This is a genomic window from Streptomyces sp. H51 (genome assembly GCF_035656535.1).
Classification (GTDB): Bacteria; Actinomycetota; Actinomycetes; order Streptomycetales; family Streptomycetaceae; genus Streptomyces.
Map to the genome: position 1 here is coordinate 87,184 of NZ_JAYMHD010000073.1, position 20,575 is coordinate 107,758.

Genomic DNA, 20,575 nt, shown 5'->3' on the forward strand with positions numbered 1-20,575 from the left:
GGCCGGGGAAAAGCCCGTGATCGCCGGCGGACTCCGTCGTACGCTGACGCGCGACCTGTGACACGGGAGGACGGACGCATGGGGACCCGAAGCCTGACCCGCACCGAAGCCGAGCGCCGGGCGGCGCTGCTGACGGTCGAGCGGTACGACCTGGACATCGACCTCACCGCCCTGCCCGACGGACCCGAGGTCCGGTGCGTGTCCACCGTGACGTTCAGCTGCCGCGAGCCGGGCGCGGAGACGTTCGTGGACTGCGCGGCCGACGTGCTGAGCGCCACGCTGAACGGCGCCGCACTCATCCCCACCGGGGACGGCCGCATCCGGCTGCCCGGCCTCGCCGTGCACAACGTACTGCGCGTGGAGAGCGTGCAGGCCGACACGGCCACGGGCGAGGGCGTGCACCGGGCGGTCGACCCCGCGGACGGCGAGGTCTACGTGTGGACGAGCTTCGAACCGGACGAGGCCCGCTTCGTCTGGGCCTGTTTCGACCAGCCCGATCTGAAGGCCCCGCACGCCTTCACCGTCACGGCCCCGCCCACCTGGACCGTCACCAGCAACTCCGCGGTGGCGCGCGTCGATGAACTGCCGTCGGCCCGCCGCTGGAGCTTCGCCGACACCCCGCCCCTGTCCGTCTACAACACGGTCGTGAACGCGGGCCCCTTCCACGAGATCCGCCGCCGGACCGACGGCCACGACCTCGGCCTGTACGCCCGCCGTTCGCTCGCCGAGGTCCTCGACCGCGACGCGGAGGAGATCTTCACCCTCACCCGTCAGGGACTCGCCTTCTACGGCGAGGCGTTCGCGATGCCCTTCCCGCAGCGGAAGTACGACCAGGTGTTCATGCCCGAGTTCGGCGGGGCGATGGAGAACTACGGCTGCGTGACCTGGTCCGACGCGTTCCTGCGGCGGGCGGAGCCGACGCCCGCCGAACGGGAGCTGTTGGCCAAGGTGCTGCTGCACGAGATGGCGCACATGTGGTTCGGCAACATCGTCACCATGCGCTGGTGGGACGACCTCTGGCTGAACGAGGCGTTCGCGGAGTTCGCCTGCCACTGGGCCGCCGAGCGCGCCACCCGGTACACCGACGCGTGGGCCGGCCACCTGGTGGGCGACAAGCTCGAGGCGTACCTCGCCGACCAGGGCCCCGTCTCCCACCCCATCCACCAGCCCATCCACGACGTCGCCCAGGCCGCGTCGATCTTCGACAACATCACCTACCCCAAGGGCGCCTCCGTCCTCCATCAGCTCATGACCTACGTCGGCGAGGAACGCTTCACCGCCGGCATGGCCGCCTACTTCGCCCGCCACGCCTGGGGCAACACCACCCTCCAGGACCTCGTCGACGCGCTCGCGAAGGCCGGCGGGCGCGACCTGGACGCCTGGCGCACGGCCTGGCTCGCGACGGCCGGCACCGACCGCTTCCGCCTGGAACGGGACGGCGAGCACGTCACGCTGGTGGCCGCTGGCACGCCGCGCCCGCAGGTCGTCGCGGTGGGCGCGTACGGCCGCGACGGCGGGGATCTCGAACGCACGGCGCTGGTACGGGTCGAGGTGACGCAGCCGCGTACCCCGATCACCGGCCTGCCGCCCGCAGCGGAATTCCTGCTGGCCAACGACGACCACCTCACCTTCGCCACCACCCGGCCCGACCCGGCGAGCAGGGACGCGCTCTTCCGTACGGCGGCACAGCTGCCCTCGGCCATCTCCCGGGGCGTCGCCGCCGCGACCGTCTGGGACATGCTGACCAACGGCGAGGCCACCGCGGCGGAAGCCGGGCGGTGCCTCACCGCGGTGCTGACCGCCGAGACGTCCGACGCCGTGATCGAGCCGTATCTGACCCTCGCCGCGGACATCGCCGAACTGTGGGCGCCGCCCGCCGAACGCGCCGCACTGACCGCCCAGGTGGCCGCGGCCTGCCGGCGTCTGGCCGAGGACCCGGGCCGCCGCCAGGTCGCGCTGCGCGGTCTGGCCCGCACCGCCGCCGACGGGGACGACCTGGCCTGGCTGCGCACGCACGCGGGCGACGACGTGGACCTGCTGTGGCGCGCGCTGGTCCGCGAGGCGGAACTGGGCGGCCGGGTGGCGTCCGCGTCCGCCGCCCTGCTGGAGCGCGACCCCGACCCCGACGCCTGGGTGCGCGCGCTCACGGTACGGGCGGCCCTGCCCGACCCCGCCGCCAAGGCCGAGGTCTGGCAGCGGCTCGCCGTGGACCGCGCCGTTCCGGTCAGCTCCGTCGGCCAGGTGGCGACCGCCTTCTGGCGCCCGGCCCAGGACGAGCTGCTGGCCCCCTACACCCAGCGCTACCTCGACCTGCTTCCCCAGCTGCACCAGGGCGGGATGATCCCGGCGATGGTCTTCACCGGCCGCCTCTTCCCCCCGTACGCCATCGACGCCGCCTACGTCGAGGAGGCCCGGCGGACCGTTCGTGACGCGGCCCCGGTGGTCCGCAACACGCTCCTGGAGCGTTCGGACGCCGTGGCCCGGATGCTGCGCGCCCGCGCCGCGGCTTCGCGGAGCACCGGATCGTAGGCCGCCGGCGCCCACTTCGACGCGTGGCGGGCGCGGTACAACGATCGGGCCGGTTCGGTGGTCGTACGGGGTGACACACCGGTCTGCGGCGTTCGCCGCCGGTCGCTGCTGCTCGTGAGGTGCGGCAGCAGGGCCCGTTGTTCCTGGGGAGGATTCATGAGCCGCTTCGTCGCACCATCGGGCGACAGACAAGGCACGGCGAGCCGTGGGGTCGTGGTGGGGGTCGTCGCCGTGCTGCTGGCGGGGGCCGGCGCGTCGGCCGAGGCCGCGTCCGGAACCACGCCCGGCGACCCGGTGCTCAGCGGCGCGACCGTCAACTCCGGGCACGACGTGATCGTGGGGATCACGCACGATGTCGTCTTCCCGGTGACGGTCACCGGATCGGACGACTCCGGCCTGGCCTTCGTCGACGTCGATCTGAAGGGCCCGCACGGCGGTTTCTACACGACCGACGCGTTCTGCGAGACCGCGACGGCCTGCACGACCGTGTTCACCGTCAACGCCCACCCGGCTCCGGGCAGCGACGATCCGGTGGACCTGGCCAACGCCGACGCGGGAACGTGGTCGGTCGACGCGTTGGCCGACGCCGGCGACGGCGGCAGCGTCTTCGCCCCCGGCATCGGGTCGTTCGGCCTCAAGCGTGCCGCGCGGCTCACCGTCGACGCCGCCCCGGAACCGGTGGCCAAGGGCGCCCGCATCACCGTCACCGGCAAGCTGGTGCGGGCCAACTGGGACACCTACCGTTACGCGGGATACGCGGGCCGAGCCGTCAAGCTGCAGTTCCGCCCGAAGGGCAGCAGCACGTACACCACCGTGGCCACCGTCAACACCAGCAGCACCGGCACCCTGCGCACCACGGTCAAGGCGGTCAAGGACGGCTACTGGCGCTGGAACTTCACCGGCAGCGCCACCACCGGGCCGGCCAAGGCCACCGGCGACTACGTCGACGTACGCTCCTAGCCGACCGCTGCGAGGGCGGACGGGCGCCTCGACGGCTTCGTCGCGATCGTGGGCGAGGTGTTCGCGCGAACCGACTTCGGCCCCGCCCGCGACCTCGTCGGCGGCCGGGGGCTGGTGCGGCACGGGGGCTGCACCGGCCGGCTGACCGGGGAGCGGACGACGCAGGGGGCGGTCGCTCCCGGGGCCGGACCGCTGACCCCGGCGACGGCCACCACCCTCCGTCTCCCTGAAAAACAGGGAGTGATTTCCCGCCCGCACCGCCGAGAGCCGCGCCCGCGGTAAGCGAGGGAAATCGACCGATGGGGAGTGGAATGTCATTGCCGCACCGGAGGGCGGCAAATGGGTTTCGGCCGGATCACCGCGCGGAATCGTTTCGCCTGCGGAGCGGGTGGTCCGGAAGCCGCCGTACGACCCCGGCGGTGCAGCTGGAGCGGGGTGTTCAACTGTTCGCGGCATCGATATTCCGGCGGCTTTGCCGTGCGTTTCTCCCGGTCACGCCCAGCGTGCGACTGGCTTGAAACCGTTGGCTCGCCGCCGTCGCACGCGACTGCGAGCAGGGCGGATTCAGGGCGAGTCGGCATCCCGTGGCGTGACTCGTCAGTCTGAGGGCCAACAACCGGTCCCGGCGGAACGCCGGAAGAAAACGTCCTGCGGGGCGCCTGCTTGGCTCGAAATCGCGTCCTGTCGGGCCAATGCGGCCGGCAGGTACGGTGTTGATATGCCACGCGCCCTGTCTTTTACTCAAGACGGCAGGACATCGCTTCCGAGCGGACAGCAGGGAAACGGGGGAGACGCGTGGACATCGGCATACTGGGCCCACTCGCCGTACGGATGAACAGCGTATCCGTCACACCTACCGCGCCCAAGCCTCGCCGGGTGCTGGCGCTGCTGGTCCTCAACGCCGACAGAACCGTGCCGGTCGACACCCTGGTCGAGGAACTGTGGGGGCACCGGCCACCGCGCAGCGCGCGCCCCACGCTGCAGACGTACATCCTGCAGATCCGCGAGATGATCACGGCCGCGCTGGCGCACGACCCGGACGGATCATCGCCGCGGACCGCCAAGGACGTCCTGCTGACCGTGCCCGGCGGCTACCTCCTCAACAGCGGTGGAGGCGTCCACGATGTCAGGGAGTTCGAGCGGCTGAGCGGCATGGGCTACCGGGCCATGGACGCCGAGGACCACGCCGCCGCGGCGGAATTGCTGCGCGAGGCGCTGCGGCTGTGGAACGGCCCGCCGCTGGCCGACGTCACCCCCGGACCGCACCTGAGCACCCAGGCCAAGCGGCTGGAGGAGAGCCGGCTGTGCGCCCTCGACCAGCGCATCGAGGCCGACCTGCGGCTGGGCCGGCACCGGGAACTGCTCGCCGAACTGACCGTGCTGGTCAGCCGGTACCCCGGCCACGAGAGCCTGTGCGGCCAGTACATGCTGGCGCTGTGCCGGGCGGGACGCAGGGGGGAGGCACTGGAAGCCTACCGGCGGCTGCGCACCACACTCGTACGCACCCTGGGCCTCGAACCCTCCCCGCCGCTCGCGAAGTTGCAGCGGTCCATCCTGTGCGCCGGCCCCGAACACGCGGTGCCTGCCGCCGCCCCGCGGGTGGCGGCACCCCGCTCCGACCGGCTGACCCAGGCCCGCCTCGAGCAGCGGTCCAGCGGGGCGGCGCACCCTTGATCCCCGTCGGAGAAGGGGCGAGCACGGGCGGAGCGCGGAGGGTCGCCCGAGCGGGACCGGGCAACACCCGACGGCCGCGGCAGGCGTGGGCTCGGGCTGCTCGCGGTACCCCGGCCCGGTCGGGGCGGACGTCGAACGGGCGGAGCGGGCGGTCCTCCTCGGCCTGCCCGCCGGGCGGGCCGAGACGCCGGCCGGGGCCGCGGTCCCGGCAGGTCCGCCCGAGCGGGAACTCCGGGCCCGGCCGATGCGGCGGTGGACGCTGAAGCAGACGTACGGCCAGGCGTTCGGCCACGGTCCGCGCCGCGGGTTCTCCGCGCCCGTGCCACCCGGAGGACGCGGGGGTCTCCCGGCTCACCGCGGTGCCGCACGCCGCCGGGTGGGGCTGCGCTGTCCCCCTCGTGGCGGGCCTGGCCCGGTGGACGAGGCTCACCGCGGCGCGTCCGGCGAAGCCCACCGCCGCACCGGCGCCGCACCGGCCGTCCGGTGGCATTCCGATGCCCTCCCGTCGGAGGGGCCGGGGGAGGGAAGGTGCCGCGCCCGCGATCGGGACCGGGTGCGGCCACCGGTGGATGAGGAGAGGCGGAGGCGGCAGGGGCGGGGCTGCCGCGCCGAGACAGGGGACCGGAAGCACAGCGAGACGGACAGGGGAGAGGGGGAAGGGGAGCCGCGTCCCCGCCGCCGCGGTGGACCAGGGCGCCCCTGGACATCGGATGAACACCCATCACGCGGTGCCGGGCACCGTCGTGTGCGTGGTCCACGAACCGGGCGGGTCGGCCGCAGGCCGCACGCAGGTGTTCGGCCTGCACGGACTGCCCGCCCGTGGCCAGGCCGAACGGCTCGCGGCCCGGATCGTCGAACGCCACGGCACCTTCTCGGTGATGCTCGACAGCCAGGGCTCCGGCCGGCACACGCTCACCCTCGTCAGGCACGGCCCCGACGGCGGCACGGGCCAGCTGCCCGCGGAGCTCCTCGCCGACCTGATGGTGCTGCCCGCCGACGCCGAGACGGTGCCGCTGGGCGGGGCCCAGCGCGGCCTGGTGCGCGAGGCCGTGCAGAGCGACGCGGACCGCAGCCGCCATGTCGAGCAGCTGACCTGGAGGTGGACCGGCCCGCTCGACACGGCGAGGTTCGTCGCCGCCTGGCAGTCCGTGGTGGAACGCGAATCGGTGCTGCGCGCCTCGGTCGACTGGGTGGCCGCTCCACGCCTGGTGCTGCACGAGCGGGCCGCCGTCGACGTCGTACGTCACTCGCGGACCGCCCTGCCCTGGCGTGACCTGCTCGCCCGCGACCGGTCGCAGGGGTTCGAGCTGCACCGGGCCGGACTGCTGCGGCTGACCCTGCTGGACGACACACCGGCCGTCGGCGCCGGGGCCGGGCCGTCCACCCGGGTCCTGCTGACGTACCACCGTGCCCTGTTCGACGAGCGGGCGGTGAGTGTGCTGCTGCGCGAGTTCTACCGCGCGTATCTGGCGGGCGGGCCGCTGCCCGGCGGCGAGCGGCGGCCCGACGTACGGGACCACGCCCGGTGGCTGGCCGGGCAGAACACCGATGCCGCCCGCGCGTTCTGGACGCGTGCCGCACCGCCGCGGGACGCGGCGCTCAGCCCCGGGCGGCCCGGTGCGCCGACCGGGCGGAGCGGGCCCGCGCAGCTGCGGCGCCGGCTCGGACCGGCCCGGGCCCGGCGGCTGAGGGAGTGGGCGGCGGGCTGGGGCGCGGGGGAGAGCAGCGCGCTGCACCTGGTGTGGGCGCTGCTGCTGTACCGGGCCACCGGCGCGCGGCAGCCGGTCCGGGTGGCGTTCGGGGTGTACCTGTCCGCGCGGGACATCGCCCTGCCGGGAGCGGCGCACGCGCCCGGACTGCCGGGCGGCTCCCTGCCGTTGACCGTCACCGTCGACCCCGCGGCGCCGGTGGGCCCGCTGGTCCGGCGGGTCCGGGACGCGGTGCTCGACATGTCGGCCTACCCGTGGGTCTCCGACGAGCTGATACGGGAGTGGACCGGGCGCGGCGAGGACGCGGACACCATGCACACCACCCTCTTCTTCGACAGCCTTCCCCATCTGTCCCCGGCCGTGCGCGGTGAGCTGGCCGCCCAGGGCATCCGGGTCGGCGTACCGCACCTGGTGGGCGGCGACACCAGCCTGGCCGTGACGCTCGTCGCCCGGCGCGACCCCGACGGCGGCCTCTGCCTCACCGCGCTGTACGACCGGCAGGTGCTGCGCGACGCGGACGCGGCGCAGACGCTCGCGCAGTGCGTGCGGCTGCTGGGCGCTCTCGCGGAATTCACCGACCCGCACGCCACCGTCGGGCAGGTACTGGGCGCGCTGGACGGCACGCACGTGCCGCGGGCGGCGCCGCGCCCGCCGCGCACCGGCGTCACCGGCCTGACCGTGCTGCGCCGCGGGGAGCCCGGCGCGGACGTCATCTGCCTGGTGACGGGGGCGGGCGTGGTGCCCGGCGCGTACGACCGTTTCGTACGGCGGCACGACGGCCCCGAGCGGATCGTGCAACTGCGCTGTCGCGGAGTGCCGCCCGTGCTGCCCGCCGCGCTGGCCGACGCGCTGACCGGCGGGGGCCGGCTGCTGCTGTGCGGCTGCGGGCCGGGCGCGCTCACCGCGTACGGGCTCGCGCACACCCTGCCCGCCGTGGTGGACCCGGTCGTCGTGATGACGGGCGTGGGCGGTGCCGAGGAGAGCGCGCAGGCGTTGTCGGCGGGGCTGCGGTCGGTGACGGCGCGGCCGGGGACGACGAGGGCGGGGACCGGCAGGGCGGGGACCACGAGGACGGAGCCCATGAAGACGGGTCCATGAGGCGGGGGCGGGGGCGGGGGCAGGGCGGGAATTGGGCCGGCGGCGAGGGCCGTCGGCCGCTCGGCGCTTCGGCGCACTGGCGCGGCCCGACCGGTTCTCGAGCGGTGTCACCGACCGTGGCGGGAGTGGGAGGAGACCGTCATGGGCAACGCCGCCGCACTCGACCCGCGCGAGCACCGAACCGGCCGCGGCCACCGTGCGTGTCGGGATACAGGTGTGAGCGTGAGCACGGAAGGCGAGGCAGCGTGGACATCGACCTACTAGGAGCGCTGGACGTGCGCGAGAACGGGGTCTCCGTCGCCCCCACCGCGCCCAAACCCCGCCAGGTGCTCGCCCTGCTGGCCCTGCACGCGGACCAGGTCGTGCCGCTGTCCGTGTTCCTGGAGGAGCTGTGGGCGGGCGCGCCGCCGCGCAGCGCCCGCACCACCCTGCAGACGTACGTGCTCCAGCTGCGCGAGCTCATCGGCGCCGCGCTGCTCGAGGACGCCCCGGACACCCCGCCGCGCACCGCGAAGGACGTCCTGGTCACCGCACCCGGCGGCTACACCCTCGTCAGCGGCGACGGCGTCAGCGACGTCCGGGAGTTCGAACGGCTCGCCGGAGCCGGCTACCGGGCGATGGACACCGGGGATTTCGCCGGAGCCTCCCGTGTGCTGCGCGAGGCGCTCGACCTGTGGACCGGCACGGCCTTCGCCGGGGTGCAGCCCGGCCCGCGGCTGGCCACCGAGGCCAAGCGGCTGGAGGAGAGCCGGCTGTGCGCCCTCGACCAGCGCATAGAGGCGGATCTGCGGCTGGGCCGCCATCGCGAACTGCTGGCCGAACTGACCGTGGTGTCCAGCCGGTACCGCACCCACGAGGACCTGCACGCCCAGTTCATGATCGCCCTTCATCGCTCGGGCCGCCGCGGCGAGGCCATGGACGTCTACCGCCGTCTGCGCACCACGCTCGTGCAGGAGCTGGGCCTGGAACCCTCCCCGCGGCTGACCCGGCTCCACCAGCACCTGCTGGCCTCCCCCGGCGACGGCCCGGCCCCCTACCCCGGCCCGGAAGGAGACCTGCCCCCGGCCGAGGAGCGCATGGCGGCGGCGGGCCGGCCCGGGGCCGGTCATCGGGCTCATTCCTCGTACTGAGGGCGGCGGGCGCGCCTCCCTCCCGGAACCCGGGACCGCTCCAGGTGGCGATGAACAGTGCGACCCGCGCGCGAGAGCCGGCAGCCCCGGCGGCCGCCGCCGAGCCCGGGGCGCGGCCGGACCCCGCGATGGGCGCCGGACCGTACGACTCCACGGACGCGGACAGGACACCGGCGCGCACCGGTGACGGCCGCACGGCCCCCGATCCCGATCCCGGTGCCGGTGCCGGTGCCGGAACGGATCGGCCGGTGCGGCTGTGGCTGTGCGCCGACGACGACCTGCCCCCGCAGACCGCCGGGGCGCTCGCCGAGCGCTGGCTGGACCGGCGGGAGAAACAGACCGCGCGCGAGTTCGTTTCCGAGCGCGACCGGCGGCGGTACCTGCTGGCCCACACCCTCGTACGGCGGGTACTGGCGCGGGAGACCGGGCTCACCGAACCCGAGCTGGTGATCCGGCGCTCCCCGCGCGGTAGGCCCTTCCTGCGCTGTCCAGCGGGCGGACCGCCGGGCGGCGGGGACCGACTGGACTTCAACCTCTCCCACAGCGGCGGATACAGCCTGCTCGGAGTGGCGCGGCACCGGCGCATCGGCGTCGACCTCGAACTGCTCGAGCGGCTCGACCGGGTCGGCCGGCCGCCGGATGCCATCACCGGCACCTTCGCGCCCGAGGAGCGGGCGTGGATCGCGCGCGCGGGGACGGACCCGCTGCGGGGGCGGCGCGTGCTGCGCCTGTGGACGCTGAAGGAGGCCTACGCCAAGGCGCGCGGCCTCGGTCTCGGCCTGCCGTTCGACTCCTTCGCCTTCACCCTCGCCGCCGACCGCGGCGTCCTCGCCTTCCGGCTGCCCGGGGACGATCCGACCGGCCGGTGGAGCTTCCTGGAGCTGGAGCCCGTGCCCGGCGTCCTCGTCGCCGTAGCCGTCCAGGCCGACGAGGGCCCGCCGCCCCCGCTCCAGCTGCACCACGGCTTTCCCCGGGCGGGCCGGGGAGAGCCGGACACCGTCACGCTGCCCGAACCGCTGGGGCGGCCGGGGGCGTGACGGACGGCCGACCGCCCGACAGGGAACCGGCGATCCGGCGGAATTGAAAATTCCGGCAAAGACGGAGCACTTGCATGGAACTCCGCTACAGAGCCGCTTGAGAAAAGCGCTCAGGGCGGAAGGGCCCGGCTAGCTTGCCTTTCGGCACGGGTGCGGGACCGGGCACGGTGCCGTCGAGCGTGAGCAGCGGGGAGGATCGTGTGAGGATTCAGCTTCTTGGTCCGTTGAATGCCGAGGTCAAGGGCGGATCGATTGTTCCGACCGCCGGCAAGCCGCGGCAGATCTTAGCGCTGCTCGCGCTGTATCCCGGTCGAGTCGTGCCCGTCTCGACGCTCATGGAGGAACTGTGGGCGTCGACGCCTCCGCAGAGCGCGCTCACCACGTTGCAGACGTACATTCTTCAATTGCGCCGACGGATCGGCACCGCGATGGGGGCCGGCTCCTCGCACGCCGTGAAGGACGTGCTCGCCACCCGGCACGGCGGATATCTGCTGCAGATCCCGGGGGAACGCGTCGACGTGCACGAGTACGAGAAGCTGGTGCGCGAGGGGCAGGAGGCCTTCGGGGCCGGGGCCAACCAGGTGTCGGCCGACCGTTTCCGGGCCGCGCTGGACCTGTGGCGGGGCCAGACGCTGGTGGACATCAAACTCGGGCCCGTGCTGGAGATCGAGGCGATGCGCCTGGAGGAGAGCCGCCTGGTGACCGTGGAGCGGCGCATCGACGCCGACCTCCGGCTCGGCCGGCACACCGAAGTCATCGCCGAACTGAGAGAACTGACGGCACGTCATCCGCGGCACGAGGGCCTGCACTCGCAGGTGATGGTGGCGCTGTACCGTTCCGGACGGCAGAGCGCGGCGCTGGACGTCTACCGCGGGCTGCGCGCCCGGCTCATCGAGGAACTGGGCGTCGAGCCGTCTCCGCAGCTCCAGCGGCTGCACCAGGCGATGCTGTCGGTCGATCCGATGCTGAACGTGCTGGCGGGGCCGCGGCGGACGTCCACGTTCGACCTGTTCGCGGCCTGAGCGTGCGGAGAAGACCATCCCTCCAGTACGGCTTGAGCGGGGTTGCGCATCCTGGCCGTGGACGACCGACAGGGGAGACGCCCCCCGAGCCGTACGCCGTTGCCGGGTCGCGTGCCGGACAGCGTCCGCAGACGACCGCACAGCGTCTGGAGCACACCAGGACGACGACCGCGAGGAGACCCCTATGCTGACGACGACCCCGTCCCCGAACGCCCTGCTGCTCGGCGCGCCGTACCGGCCGGACGAGCGCGAGATCGCCGTGCACGTCGACGACCACACCGAGACCTTCAAAATGCGGGTGGAGAACCGTTACGACCACTTCGAGCCGACCGACGAGTTCGTCCGCCGCGGCGAAAGCGAACTGCGGGTGTTCCGCTACATCCGCTACACCCGGGTCGCGGAATAGCCCGTCCCCGCATCCCCTTGACGCGTCGGCGGGACGCTTCCCGCCTGCTGTGGTGACGTGCCGCGGCCGCGACGTCGGGCATCCGGTGCGACGGAGAGGGCGAGGGCGGGGGCCACGGAGAGGGCGAGGGAGGGGGACAGCGTGGAGACACCGGCGCGGCAGGAGGCCGACGGTGAGGCCGTGGCCGCGTTCGTCGAGCGGTTCGCCGCGGATCTGACCGAGGCGGGCATCCCGCGGATGTCGTCCCGGATCTTCGCCTGCCTGCTCGCGGAGGCGGACGGGGCGCTCACCGCCGCCCAACTGGCCGAGCGGCTGAGCGCCAGCCCGGCCGCGGTGTCGGGTGCGGTGCGCTACCTGGCGCAGCAGCACATGCTCGGCCGCGAGCGCGAACCCGGTTCGCGGCGCGAACGCTACCGGCTCCACGCCGACATCTGGCACGAGGTGGTGGCCGGCCGCGACAAGGTGTTCGCGCGCTGGAGCGCGACCATGCGGGCGGGTGTGAAGGCCGTGGGGGAGGACACCGCCGCGGGACGGCGCCTGGCGGAGGCCGCCGAGTTCTTCGACTTCACGAAGGCCGAACTCGCCGCCATGGTCGACCGCTGGCACCGGAGCCGGGCCCTGACGCAGGAGAACCAGGTCTGACCGAGCCGTTCCCCGGCCCGGCGCCCTCCGGACCGGGCCGGGTGACGGCGGGACCGGGCCGGGTGACGGCGCGTACGCACGGCGGCCCGGCGGGCGGTGTCCCTCGACGCCGCCCGCCGGGCCGCTGCCCGTGCTCTCAGTGCGCCCGGAAGCCGCGCCCCGACTTGCGGCCCAGGTAGCCGGCCGCCACCAGGTGCCGCAGATGCCGGGCCGGTTCCAGCGTGGGCTCCTGGAAGGCCCGGTGGAGCGTCTCCTGGATCTGCAGTGAGACGTCCAGGCCGATCACGTCCAGCAGGGCGAGTGGGCCCAGCGGATAGGCGCAGCCCGCCGTCATGACCGTGTCGATGTCCTCGGCGCTCGCGCGGTGCTGCTCCAGCAGCCGCACCGCTCCGTTGAGATACGGGAACAGCAGCGCGTTGACGATGAACCCGGCGCGGTCGCCGCACGACACCGGATGCTTGCCGAGATCCGCGCAGACCGCGCGGACCGTGCCCAGCGCCTCCTCGGAGGTCAGCACCGTGCCCACCACCTCCACCAGGCGCATCACCGGCGCCGGGTTGAAGAAGTGCATCCCGAGGACCGACTCGGGCCGGGAGGTGACGACGGCGCACTCCACCACCGGCAGGCTCGACGTCGACGTGGTCAGCACCGCGCCCGGCCGGCACACGCGGTCCAGTCGGCGGAACACCGCCCGCTTGACGGCCAGTTCCTCCGCGACGGCCTCCACCACCAGGTCGCACTCGGCGACCGCGGCCATGTCCTGGGTGCCCGTCAGCCGTTCCACGGCGGCGTCGCGGTCCGCGGTGCCGATCTTGCCGCGGTGGACGCCCCGGTCCAGGGAACGGGCCACACCGTCCAGGGCCTCCTTCGCCCGGACCTCCGTCCGGGCCACCAGTACCGTCCGGCGGCCGGAACGGGCGAACACCTCGGCGATGCCCTTGGCCATCGTGCCGGAGCCGATCACGCCGACCGAGCGCACCGGCCGTGCGACGGCCGGCGCCGCGGCCGCGAGCCGGGCGGGGGCCTCCTGCGGATACCGGTAGAAGCCGCGGCCCGACTTCACACCCAGCAGCCCCGCCGTCACCATGTGGCCGAGCAGCGGCGGCGCCAGATAGCGGGACTCCCCGGTGAGTTCGTACAGACCGCGCAGGCCGTCACGGATCGTGTCCAGGCCGATCAGGTCCGCGTGGGCCAGCGGACCCAGCGGCAGGCCGCAGCCCAGCCTCATCGCCGCGTCGATGTCGTCGCGCGAGGCGTAGCGGCGCTCGAACATCGCGATCGCGCCGTTCAGGTACGCCAGCAGCAGGCCGCCGCCGACGAACCCCGGCTGGTCGCTCACCGCGACCGGGGTGCGCCCCGTACGCCGGACCAGATCCTCGACGGCCGTGCGCACGGCCGGATCCGTGACCGGCGTGTGCACCACCTCCACGCAGCCCCCCTCGGGGGCGTGCCCCACCGGATGCAGGCCGACGGTGCGCGGCAGCCGTCCGCAGGCGGCCGCGATCCGGGTGACCGGCAGCGACGTCGTCGTCGCGAACACGGTGTCCGCGCCGCACAGGTCGGCGGCCCGGCGCAGCAGGTCCGCCTTGAGCGCGAAGTCCTCCGGCACCGCCTCGATCACCAGCCCGCTGTCCGCGACCGCCTCCAGCCGGGTGGTGTACGTGACCGGAGCCGCGGACGCCCGGTCGCCGGCGACCCGCGCGGTGCGCTCGGCACCGCGCGCGAGTGACGCCTCGTCCGTCTCGACGGCCACCACCGGCACCCCGGCCCGGGCCAGCGCTCCGGCAAGGGCGGAGCCCACGGTGCCCAGGCCGAGCACCGCGACCCGCGCGAAACCGGGTGAAGCTGCTGTCGTGGTCATGCCGCTGATTCCTTTCGTCGGGGCCGAGGCCCTGGACGAGTGAGAAGGCTTGGTCCAGGCCGCCGCCGTCCCGCCCCAGCGCACCAGGACGGTGCCCAGCGACATGCCGCCGCCGAATCCGGCCAGCAGCAGCAGGTCGCCCTCGTGCAGCAGACCGCTTCTGCGGGCGTCGTCGAGGGCGAGGGGAATGGAGGCCGCACTGGTGTTGCCGTGCCGGGCGACGGTCAGATGGGTGCGGGCGCGGCCCAGCCCGAGCCGCTGCACCGCTTCGGCGAGCATGACCCCGTTGGCCTGGTGCGGAATGAAATGGTCCACGTCAGCCAGGTCGAGGCCGTGCTCCGCCACCACCCGCCGTACCGCACGCGGCAGTTCGGCCATGACGAACTCGCGCACGCCGCGCCCGTCCATGCGGAAGCGGTGCAGCCCTTCGGCCAGCGTCTTCTCCGACGCGGGCAACCGGCTGCCGCCCGCCGCCACATGGATCAGATCGTGCCGGTCGCCGCGGCTGGCCAGGTGGGCGCCGAGCACCCCGGACCCGTCGGCGGCCGGTCCGAGCACCACCGCGCCGGCGCCGTCCCCGAAGAGGATCGCGGTGCGCCGGTCGGTCCGGTCGATGATCCGCGAGTAGATGTCCGCGCCGATCACCAGGGCGTACCCGGCGGACCGTCCACCGGGCGCGGCCGGCAGCAGCCGGGCCGCCGCCACCAGCGCGAACACGAAACCGCTGCACACGGCGTTGAGGTCGAAGGCAGCCGCGTCCGGCGCGCCCAGCCGGTCCTGCACCAGGCAGGCGGTGGCCGGCTGCGGACAGTCCGGGGTGGACGTCGCCACGACGATCCAGGACAGCTCCGCCGCCGTGATCCCGGCCGAGTCCAGGGCCGCGCGGGCCGCTTCGACCGCCAGGTCGGAGGTGGCCTCCGAGTCGGAGGCGTAGCGCCGTTCGAGAATGCCGGTCTTGCGCTCGATCCACTCGGCGGAGACGCCGGCCCGGGCCGCGCAGACGCTGTTGGAGACCGTGTCGGCAGGCAGATACGAGCCGGTGCCCAGGATCCCGACTCCCGCTCCGGGAGCACCCTGACCACCGCGACCACCCTGACTGCCGGGACCACCCCGACCGCCCGGAACACCGGGACCACCCGGAGCACCCAGATCATCGGGACTGCCTGATTTCCCTGTCATGACGGCTCCTGACCGTTCCGCGCCGAGCGCCGGTACAGGAACGTCGTTCGCCGGCCGCCGGCGCTCGGAGGGACTTTCCGCAAGGTTCTCGGGCGGCGGCCGGGCCGGTAACCCTTGTCTGCCCCCCTAGGCGCCCCTACGAGCCGCGTCCGGCCGTGACCAGGACACCGGCTTGGCCGCACCTTTGAACCGCGCGTCAGCGTCCGGCCGTCGCTGCACGGAATGCCCGGATCCGGTCCACCCGCGCCGACGGAGCCCTGGCAGACGCGCCAGGAAATCAGCGAAGGGGGAGCTCGTGGCCGAGCCAGCGAATTCGGCGGGACAGACGACGGCACCGGAGGCCACCGAGGCGTCCCGGCCGGCCGGGACGGCCGGCCGGACCACCGCACCCGTCGCCGTCGTCGGCCTGTCGTGCCGCTTCCCGCAGGCCGACGGTCCCAACGCCTACTGGCGGCTGCTGCGCACCGGCACCGACGCGATCACCCGCGCGCCCGAACACCGCCGCGACACCGTCGCACCTGACGCGCCCGAGACCGCCTGGGGCGGCTTCCTCGACCGCGTCGACACCTTCGACGCCCGTTTCTTCGGCATCTCGCCGCGCGAGGCCGCCGCCATGGACCCGCAGCAGCGGCTCGTCCTGGAACTGGCCTGGGAGGCCCTGGAGGAGGCTGGCATCCTCCCCGGCACGCTGAAGAACACCGCCACCGGCGTGTTCATCGGCGCCATCTGGGACGACTACGCCCCTCTCGTGCACACCGACCGGGCCGCCACCGCGCACGCCTTCACCGGGCTCAACCGCGGTGTCATCGCCAACCGCGTCTCCTACACCCTCGGCCTGACCGGCCCCAGCCTCACCGTCGACACCGCCCAGTCCTCCTCCCTCGTCGCCGTCCACCTCGCCTGCCAGGCCCTGCACAGCGGCGAGGCCGACCTGGTCCTCGCCGGCGGCGTCAACCTGCGCCTCGGCGCCACCAGCGCACAGCGCACCGCCGGATTCGGCGCGCTGTCCCCCGACGGCCGCTGCCACACCTTCGACGCCCGCGCCAACGGGTTCGTCCGCGGCGAGGGCGGCGGCATCGTCGTACTCAAACCCCTCGACCGCGCCCTCGCCGACGGCGACCGCGTCCACGCCGTGCTGCTCGGCAGCGCCGTCAACCACGACGGCGCCACCGACGGGCTCACCGTGCCCAGCGCCGCCGCCCAGGCCGCCGTCGTCCGCCGCGCCCTGCGGCAGGCCGGCACCGACCCGCACGACGTCCAGTACGTCGAACTCCACGGCACCGGCACCCCCGTCGGCGACCCGGTCGAGGCCACCGCGCTCGGCGAGGCCGTCGGCCGCGGCCGCGACGCCGACGACCCGCTGCCCGTAGGCTCCGCCAAGACCAACGTCGGACACCTCGAAGCCGCCGCGGGCATCGCCGGCCTGATCAAGACCGTGCTGGCCGTCCGCCACCGCGAACTGCCGCCCAGCCTGCACCACGAGACCCCCCATCCGGCCATCGACCTGGAGGGCCTGCGGCTGCGCGTGCAGACCTCCACCGGTCCCTGGCCGCACCCGGAGCGGCCCCTGATCGCCGGGGTCAGCTCCTTCGGCCTCGGCGGCGCGAACTGCCACCTGGTGGTCGGACAGCCCCCCACCCGGCCGGCCGACGACAGCGCCACCGAGCCCGCGGCGCCGGGCCGCACCCTGCTCTTCCCGCTGTCCGCCCGCGGTCCCCGGGCCCTGCGCGCCCAGGCCGACCGGCTGCGCCGCCACCTCGACGCGCACCCCGCCGCCGACCCCGCACGCCTGGCACAGGCCCTGGCCACCACCCGCACCGCGCACGAGGACCGCGCGGTCGTCCTCGCCGAGGACCTCGGCCGGCTCGCCGAGCACCTCGACGCGCTCGCCGCCGGCACCGGCACCGCCCGCCTCGTCCAGGACCGCGTCCGCACCGGCGCCACCGCGTTCCTGTTCTCCGGGCAGGGCAGCCAGCGACCCGGCATGGGACGCGAACTGCACGCCGCGCAGCCGGTGTTCGCCGCCGCGTTCGACGAGGTGTGCGCCGCCCTCGACCCGCACCTGGACCGGCCCCTGCGCGACATCGTCTTCGCCGTCCCCGGCAGCGCGGACGCCGCCCTGCTCGACCGCACCGCCTGGACCCAGCCCGCCCTGTTCGCCTATGAGACCGCCCTGTACCGGCTGCTCGACCACCTGGGCGTGCGCCCCGACTTCCTCGTCGGCCACTCCATCGGCGAACTCGCCGCCGCCCACGCCGCCGGCGTCCTCGGCCTCGACGACGCCGCCGCCCTGGTCGCCGCGCGGGGCCGCCTCATGGACGCCCTGCCCGAAGGCGGCGCCATGGCGGCCGTCCAGGCCACCGAGGAGGAAACGCACCCGCTGCTCACCGACCGGGTGCGCCTCGCCGCGATCAACGGGCCGCGCTCCGTCGTGGTCTCCGGCGACGCCGACGAGGTCGCCCGCATCGCCGAGCACTGGCGCGCCCGGGGCCGCAGGACCAAGCGGCTGAAGGTCAGCCACGCCTTCCACTCCCCGCACATGGACGGCATGCTCGACGCGTTCCGCACCGTCGCGGCCGGCCTCGCCTACCGGCCCGCCCGACTGCCCGTCGTCTCCAACCTCACCGGCCGCGTCGCCGCCCCGGAGGAACTGGCCGACCCCGACTACTGGGTGCGCCACGTCCGCGACGCCGTACGGTTCGCCGACGGCATACGCACCCTGCTGGACGCCGGCGTCACCACCTGCGCCGAACTCGGCCCCGACGGCGCCCTCGCCTCCGCCGGCCGCGAAACCGCCGGTGATCAGGCCGCGTTCGTCCCGCTCACCGGCGGCGGCCGCCACCCGGAAGCGGAGGCGTTCACCACCGCCCTGGCCCGCCTCCACACGCTCGGCGCCGCTGACGGCCTCGACTGGGACGCCGTCCTCGGCACCCCCCGCACCCCCCGCTCGGCTCTGCCGGCCCTGCCCGGCTACGCCTTCCAGCGCAGGCGCCACTGGATCACCCCGGACCCGAGCGCGGGCACGCAGGGCACGGCGACCGCGCGCGACGCCGCAGGCGCGGCCTCCGCATCCGCATCGGGCGTCGCACCTGCCGCCACGGCCGATGCGGTGACCGATGCGGTGGTCGATGCGGTGGTCGACGCCGACGTCGAATCCCGCGCCGGGATCGATGCCGTGGCCGACGGTGCCGACGCCCCCGCGGCGGGCCGTCTGCGCGCGCTCCTCGAACCCCTGCCCACCGAGGCGCGCGAGCAGGCCGTCCTGGACCTGCTGCGCGGCGACATCGCCGTCGTCCTGGGCCACGACGACCCCGCCGACATCGACCTGCGCGACACCTTCCACGGCCTCGGCTTCGACTCGTGGAGCGCCGTCGAACTGCGCGACCGGCTCAGCCGCGGCACCGGCCTCGACCTGCCCAGCAGCCTGCTGTTCGACCATCCCACCCCCATCGCCCTGGCCCGTCACCTGCGCGACCGCGCCCTCGGCGCCGGCCGCGGCACCACCGTCCCCGTCGCCGCCCAGCGCGCCGACGCCGGCGACGGCGGCGACGGCGGCGACGAGCCCGTCGCGATCGTCGCCATGGGCTGCCGCTTCCCCGGCGGCACCGACTCGCCCGAGGCGCTGTGGCAGGTCCTCGCCGAGGAACGCGAGGTGATCGGTCCCTTCCCCACCGACCGCGGCTGGGACCTCGACGGCCTCTACGACCCCGAGGGCCGACCCGGCAGGCACTATGTGCGCGAAGGCGGATTCCTCGACGGAGCCCCCCTCTTCGACCCGCAGTTCTTCGGCATCTCGCCGCGCGAGGCCGCCGCCATGGACCCGCAGCAGCGGCTCCTGCTGGAGACCTCCTGGGAGACGCTGGAGCGTGCCGGCATCGACCCGCACTCCCTGCGGGGCTCCGCCACCGGCGTGTTCGTCGGCGCCACCTTCCAGGACTACGGACCCCGCCTGCACGAAGGCACCGAGTCCACCGAGGGCTACCTGATGACCGGCAGCACGCCCAGCGTCGCCTCCGGCCGCATCTCCTACACCCTCGGCCTCGAAGGCCCCGCCGTCACCGTCGACACCGCCTGCTCGGCCTCCCTGGTCGCCCTCCACCTGGCCGCCCGGTCCCTGCGCTCCGGCGAGTGCTCCCTGGCCCTCGCCGGAGGCGTCACCGTCATGCCCACCCCCGGCATCTTCGTCGAACTCACCCGCCAGCGCGCCCTGTCCGCGGACGGCCGCTGCAAGTCCTTCTCCGCCTCCGCCGACGGCACCGGCTGGTCCGAGGGCGTCGGTCTGGTCCTGCTGGAGAAACTGTCCGACGCCCGCCGCAACGGCCACCGCGTCCTCGCCGTCGTCCGCGGTACGGCGGTCAACCAGGACGGCGCCTCCAACGGCCTGACCGCCCCCAACGGAATCTCCCAGCAGCGAGTCATCCGCCAGGCCCTCGCCAACGCCGGTGTCGCCGCCGACTCCGTCGACGCGGTCGAGGCGCACGGCACCGGCACCCGCCTCGGCGACCCGATCGAGGCCCATGCCCTGCTCGCCACCTACGGACAGGACCGGCCCGAGAACCGGCCCCTCTGGCTCGGCTCCGTCAAGTCGAACATCGGCCACACCCAGGCCGCCGCCGGCGTCGCGGGCGTCATCAAGATGGTCATGGCGATGCGGCACGGAGTGCTGCCGCGCAGCCTCCACTGCGAGGAACGCTCCCCCCACATCGACTGGGACAGCGGCGCCGTCGCCGTCCTCACCGAACACCGCGACTGGCCCGTCACGGACCGCCCGCGCCGTGCGGGCGTCTCCTCCTTCGGCATCAGCGGCACCAACGCCCACCTGATCCTCGAAGAAGCCCCCGAGGCCCCCGAGGCTGCTGAGGCCCTCGACGCCCCCGAGGTGCCGGTTGCCGACGGCAGTGCCACCGGCCCCGTCGCCTGGCTCCTGAGCGCCCGCAACGACGACGCCCTCACCGCACAGGCCGCCCGCCTCCGCGCCTACGCCGACTCACACCCCGACACCCCGCTCGACGCGGTGGCCTCCGCCCTGGCGGCGCATCGTGCGGTGTTCGATCACCGTGCGGTGGTGGTGGGTGGTTCGCGGGGGGAGTTGGTGGCGGGGCTGGAGCGTCCGTCGGTGCGGGGGGTGGCGGATGCCGGGGGGAGGGTGGTGTTCGTGTTTCCGGGTCAGGGGTCGCAGTGGGTGGGGATGGGGGTGGGGTTGTTGGATGCGTCGCCGGTGTTCGCGGCGGGGTTCGCGGAGGCGGCGGCCGCGGTGGAGGGGTGTGTGGGGTGGTCGGTGGAGGGTGTGCTGCGGGGTGAGGTGGGGGCGCCGTCGTTGGAGCGGAT

General features: G+C 74.4%; 11 protein-coding genes and 1 pseudogene. 10 read left to right on the top strand and 2 right to left on the bottom strand.

Annotated features, from left to right (window positions below; translation table 11 throughout):
• Window positions 1–78: 78 nt before the first annotated feature.
• The 9 genes from pepN to VKA29_RS26530 all read left to right on the top strand — a co-directional run bounded on the left by pepN (window position 79) and on the right by VKA29_RS26530 (window position 12,207).
• The gene (gene pepN / locus VKA29_RS26490; protein WP_324788500.1) at window positions 79–2,529 is read left to right on the top strand and encodes an aminopeptidase N; all 2,451 of its coding nucleotides are present in this window, start codon (window positions 79–81) and stop codon (window positions 2,527–2,529) included.
• A 156-nt stretch (window positions 2,530–2,685) separates the two neighbouring features.
• On the top strand, window positions 2,686–3,489 hold the full coding sequence (locus tag VKA29_RS26495) for a calcium-binding protein (protein WP_324788501.1): 804 nt from the start codon (window positions 2,686–2,688) through the stop codon (window positions 3,487–3,489).
• Between the two features lie 795 nt (window positions 3,490–4,284).
• Entirely contained in the window at window positions 4,285–5,163 is an 879-nt protein-coding gene (locus VKA29_RS26500) for an AfsR/SARP family transcriptional regulator (RefSeq protein WP_324788502.1), read from the top strand.
• A 710-nt stretch (window positions 5,164–5,873) separates the two neighbouring features.
• Window positions 5,874–7,970: a condensation domain-containing protein gene (locus VKA29_RS26505; RefSeq protein ID WP_324788503.1), complete on the top strand. Its 2,097-nt coding sequence runs from the start codon at window positions 5,874–5,876 to the stop codon at window positions 7,968–7,970.
• 245 nt (window positions 7,971–8,215) lie between these two features.
• Window positions 8,216–9,100 (top strand): AfsR/SARP family transcriptional regulator, encoded by an 885-nt coding sequence (locus tag VKA29_RS26510; RefSeq protein WP_324788504.1) that lies wholly within the window; start codon window positions 8,216–8,218, stop codon window positions 9,098–9,100.
• Window positions 9,101–9,150: 50 nt separating this feature from the next.
• Window positions 9,151–10,137 carry a 4'-phosphopantetheinyl transferase family protein gene (locus VKA29_RS26515; RefSeq protein WP_324788505.1) on the top strand — a complete coding sequence of 329 codons (987 nt, stop codon included), beginning with the start codon at window positions 9,151–9,153 and terminating at the stop codon, window positions 10,135–10,137.
• A gap of 200 nt (window positions 10,138–10,337) precedes the next feature.
• Window positions 10,338–11,159 (top strand): AfsR/SARP family transcriptional regulator, encoded by an 822-nt coding sequence (locus tag VKA29_RS26520; protein WP_324788506.1) that lies wholly within the window; start codon window positions 10,338–10,340, stop codon window positions 11,157–11,159.
• Window positions 11,160–11,343: 184 nt separating this feature from the next.
• Entirely contained in the window at window positions 11,344–11,565 is a 222-nt protein-coding gene (locus tag VKA29_RS26525) for a DUF5988 family protein (RefSeq protein WP_324788507.1), read from the top strand.
• Window positions 11,566–11,706: 141 nt separating this feature from the next.
• Window positions 11,707–12,207, top strand: a complete 501-nt coding sequence (locus VKA29_RS26530) for a GbsR/MarR family transcriptional regulator (protein WP_324788508.1) — start codon at window positions 11,707–11,709, stop codon at window positions 12,205–12,207.
• Between the two features lie 136 nt (window positions 12,208–12,343).
• Here the strand turns inward: VKA29_RS26530 and VKA29_RS37065 are convergent, their stop codons facing one another.
• Window positions 12,344–14,068, bottom strand: a complete 1,725-nt coding sequence (locus VKA29_RS37065; RefSeq protein ID WP_420718571.1) for a 3-hydroxyacyl-CoA dehydrogenase family protein — start codon at window positions 14,066–14,068, stop codon at window positions 12,344–12,346.
• Window positions 14,069–14,155: 87 nt separating this feature from the next.
• A pseudogene (locus VKA29_RS37070) lies at window positions 14,156–15,247 on the bottom strand (3-oxoacyl-ACP synthase III family protein); the annotation flags it as partial.
• Window positions 15,248–15,542: 295 nt separating this feature from the next.
• Between VKA29_RS37070 and VKA29_RS26540 the strand changes: the two are divergent.
• Window positions 15,543–20,575: polyketide synthase (locus VKA29_RS26540; protein ID WP_324788510.1), on the top strand; the 5,033-nt coding region annotated here is incomplete at its 3' end.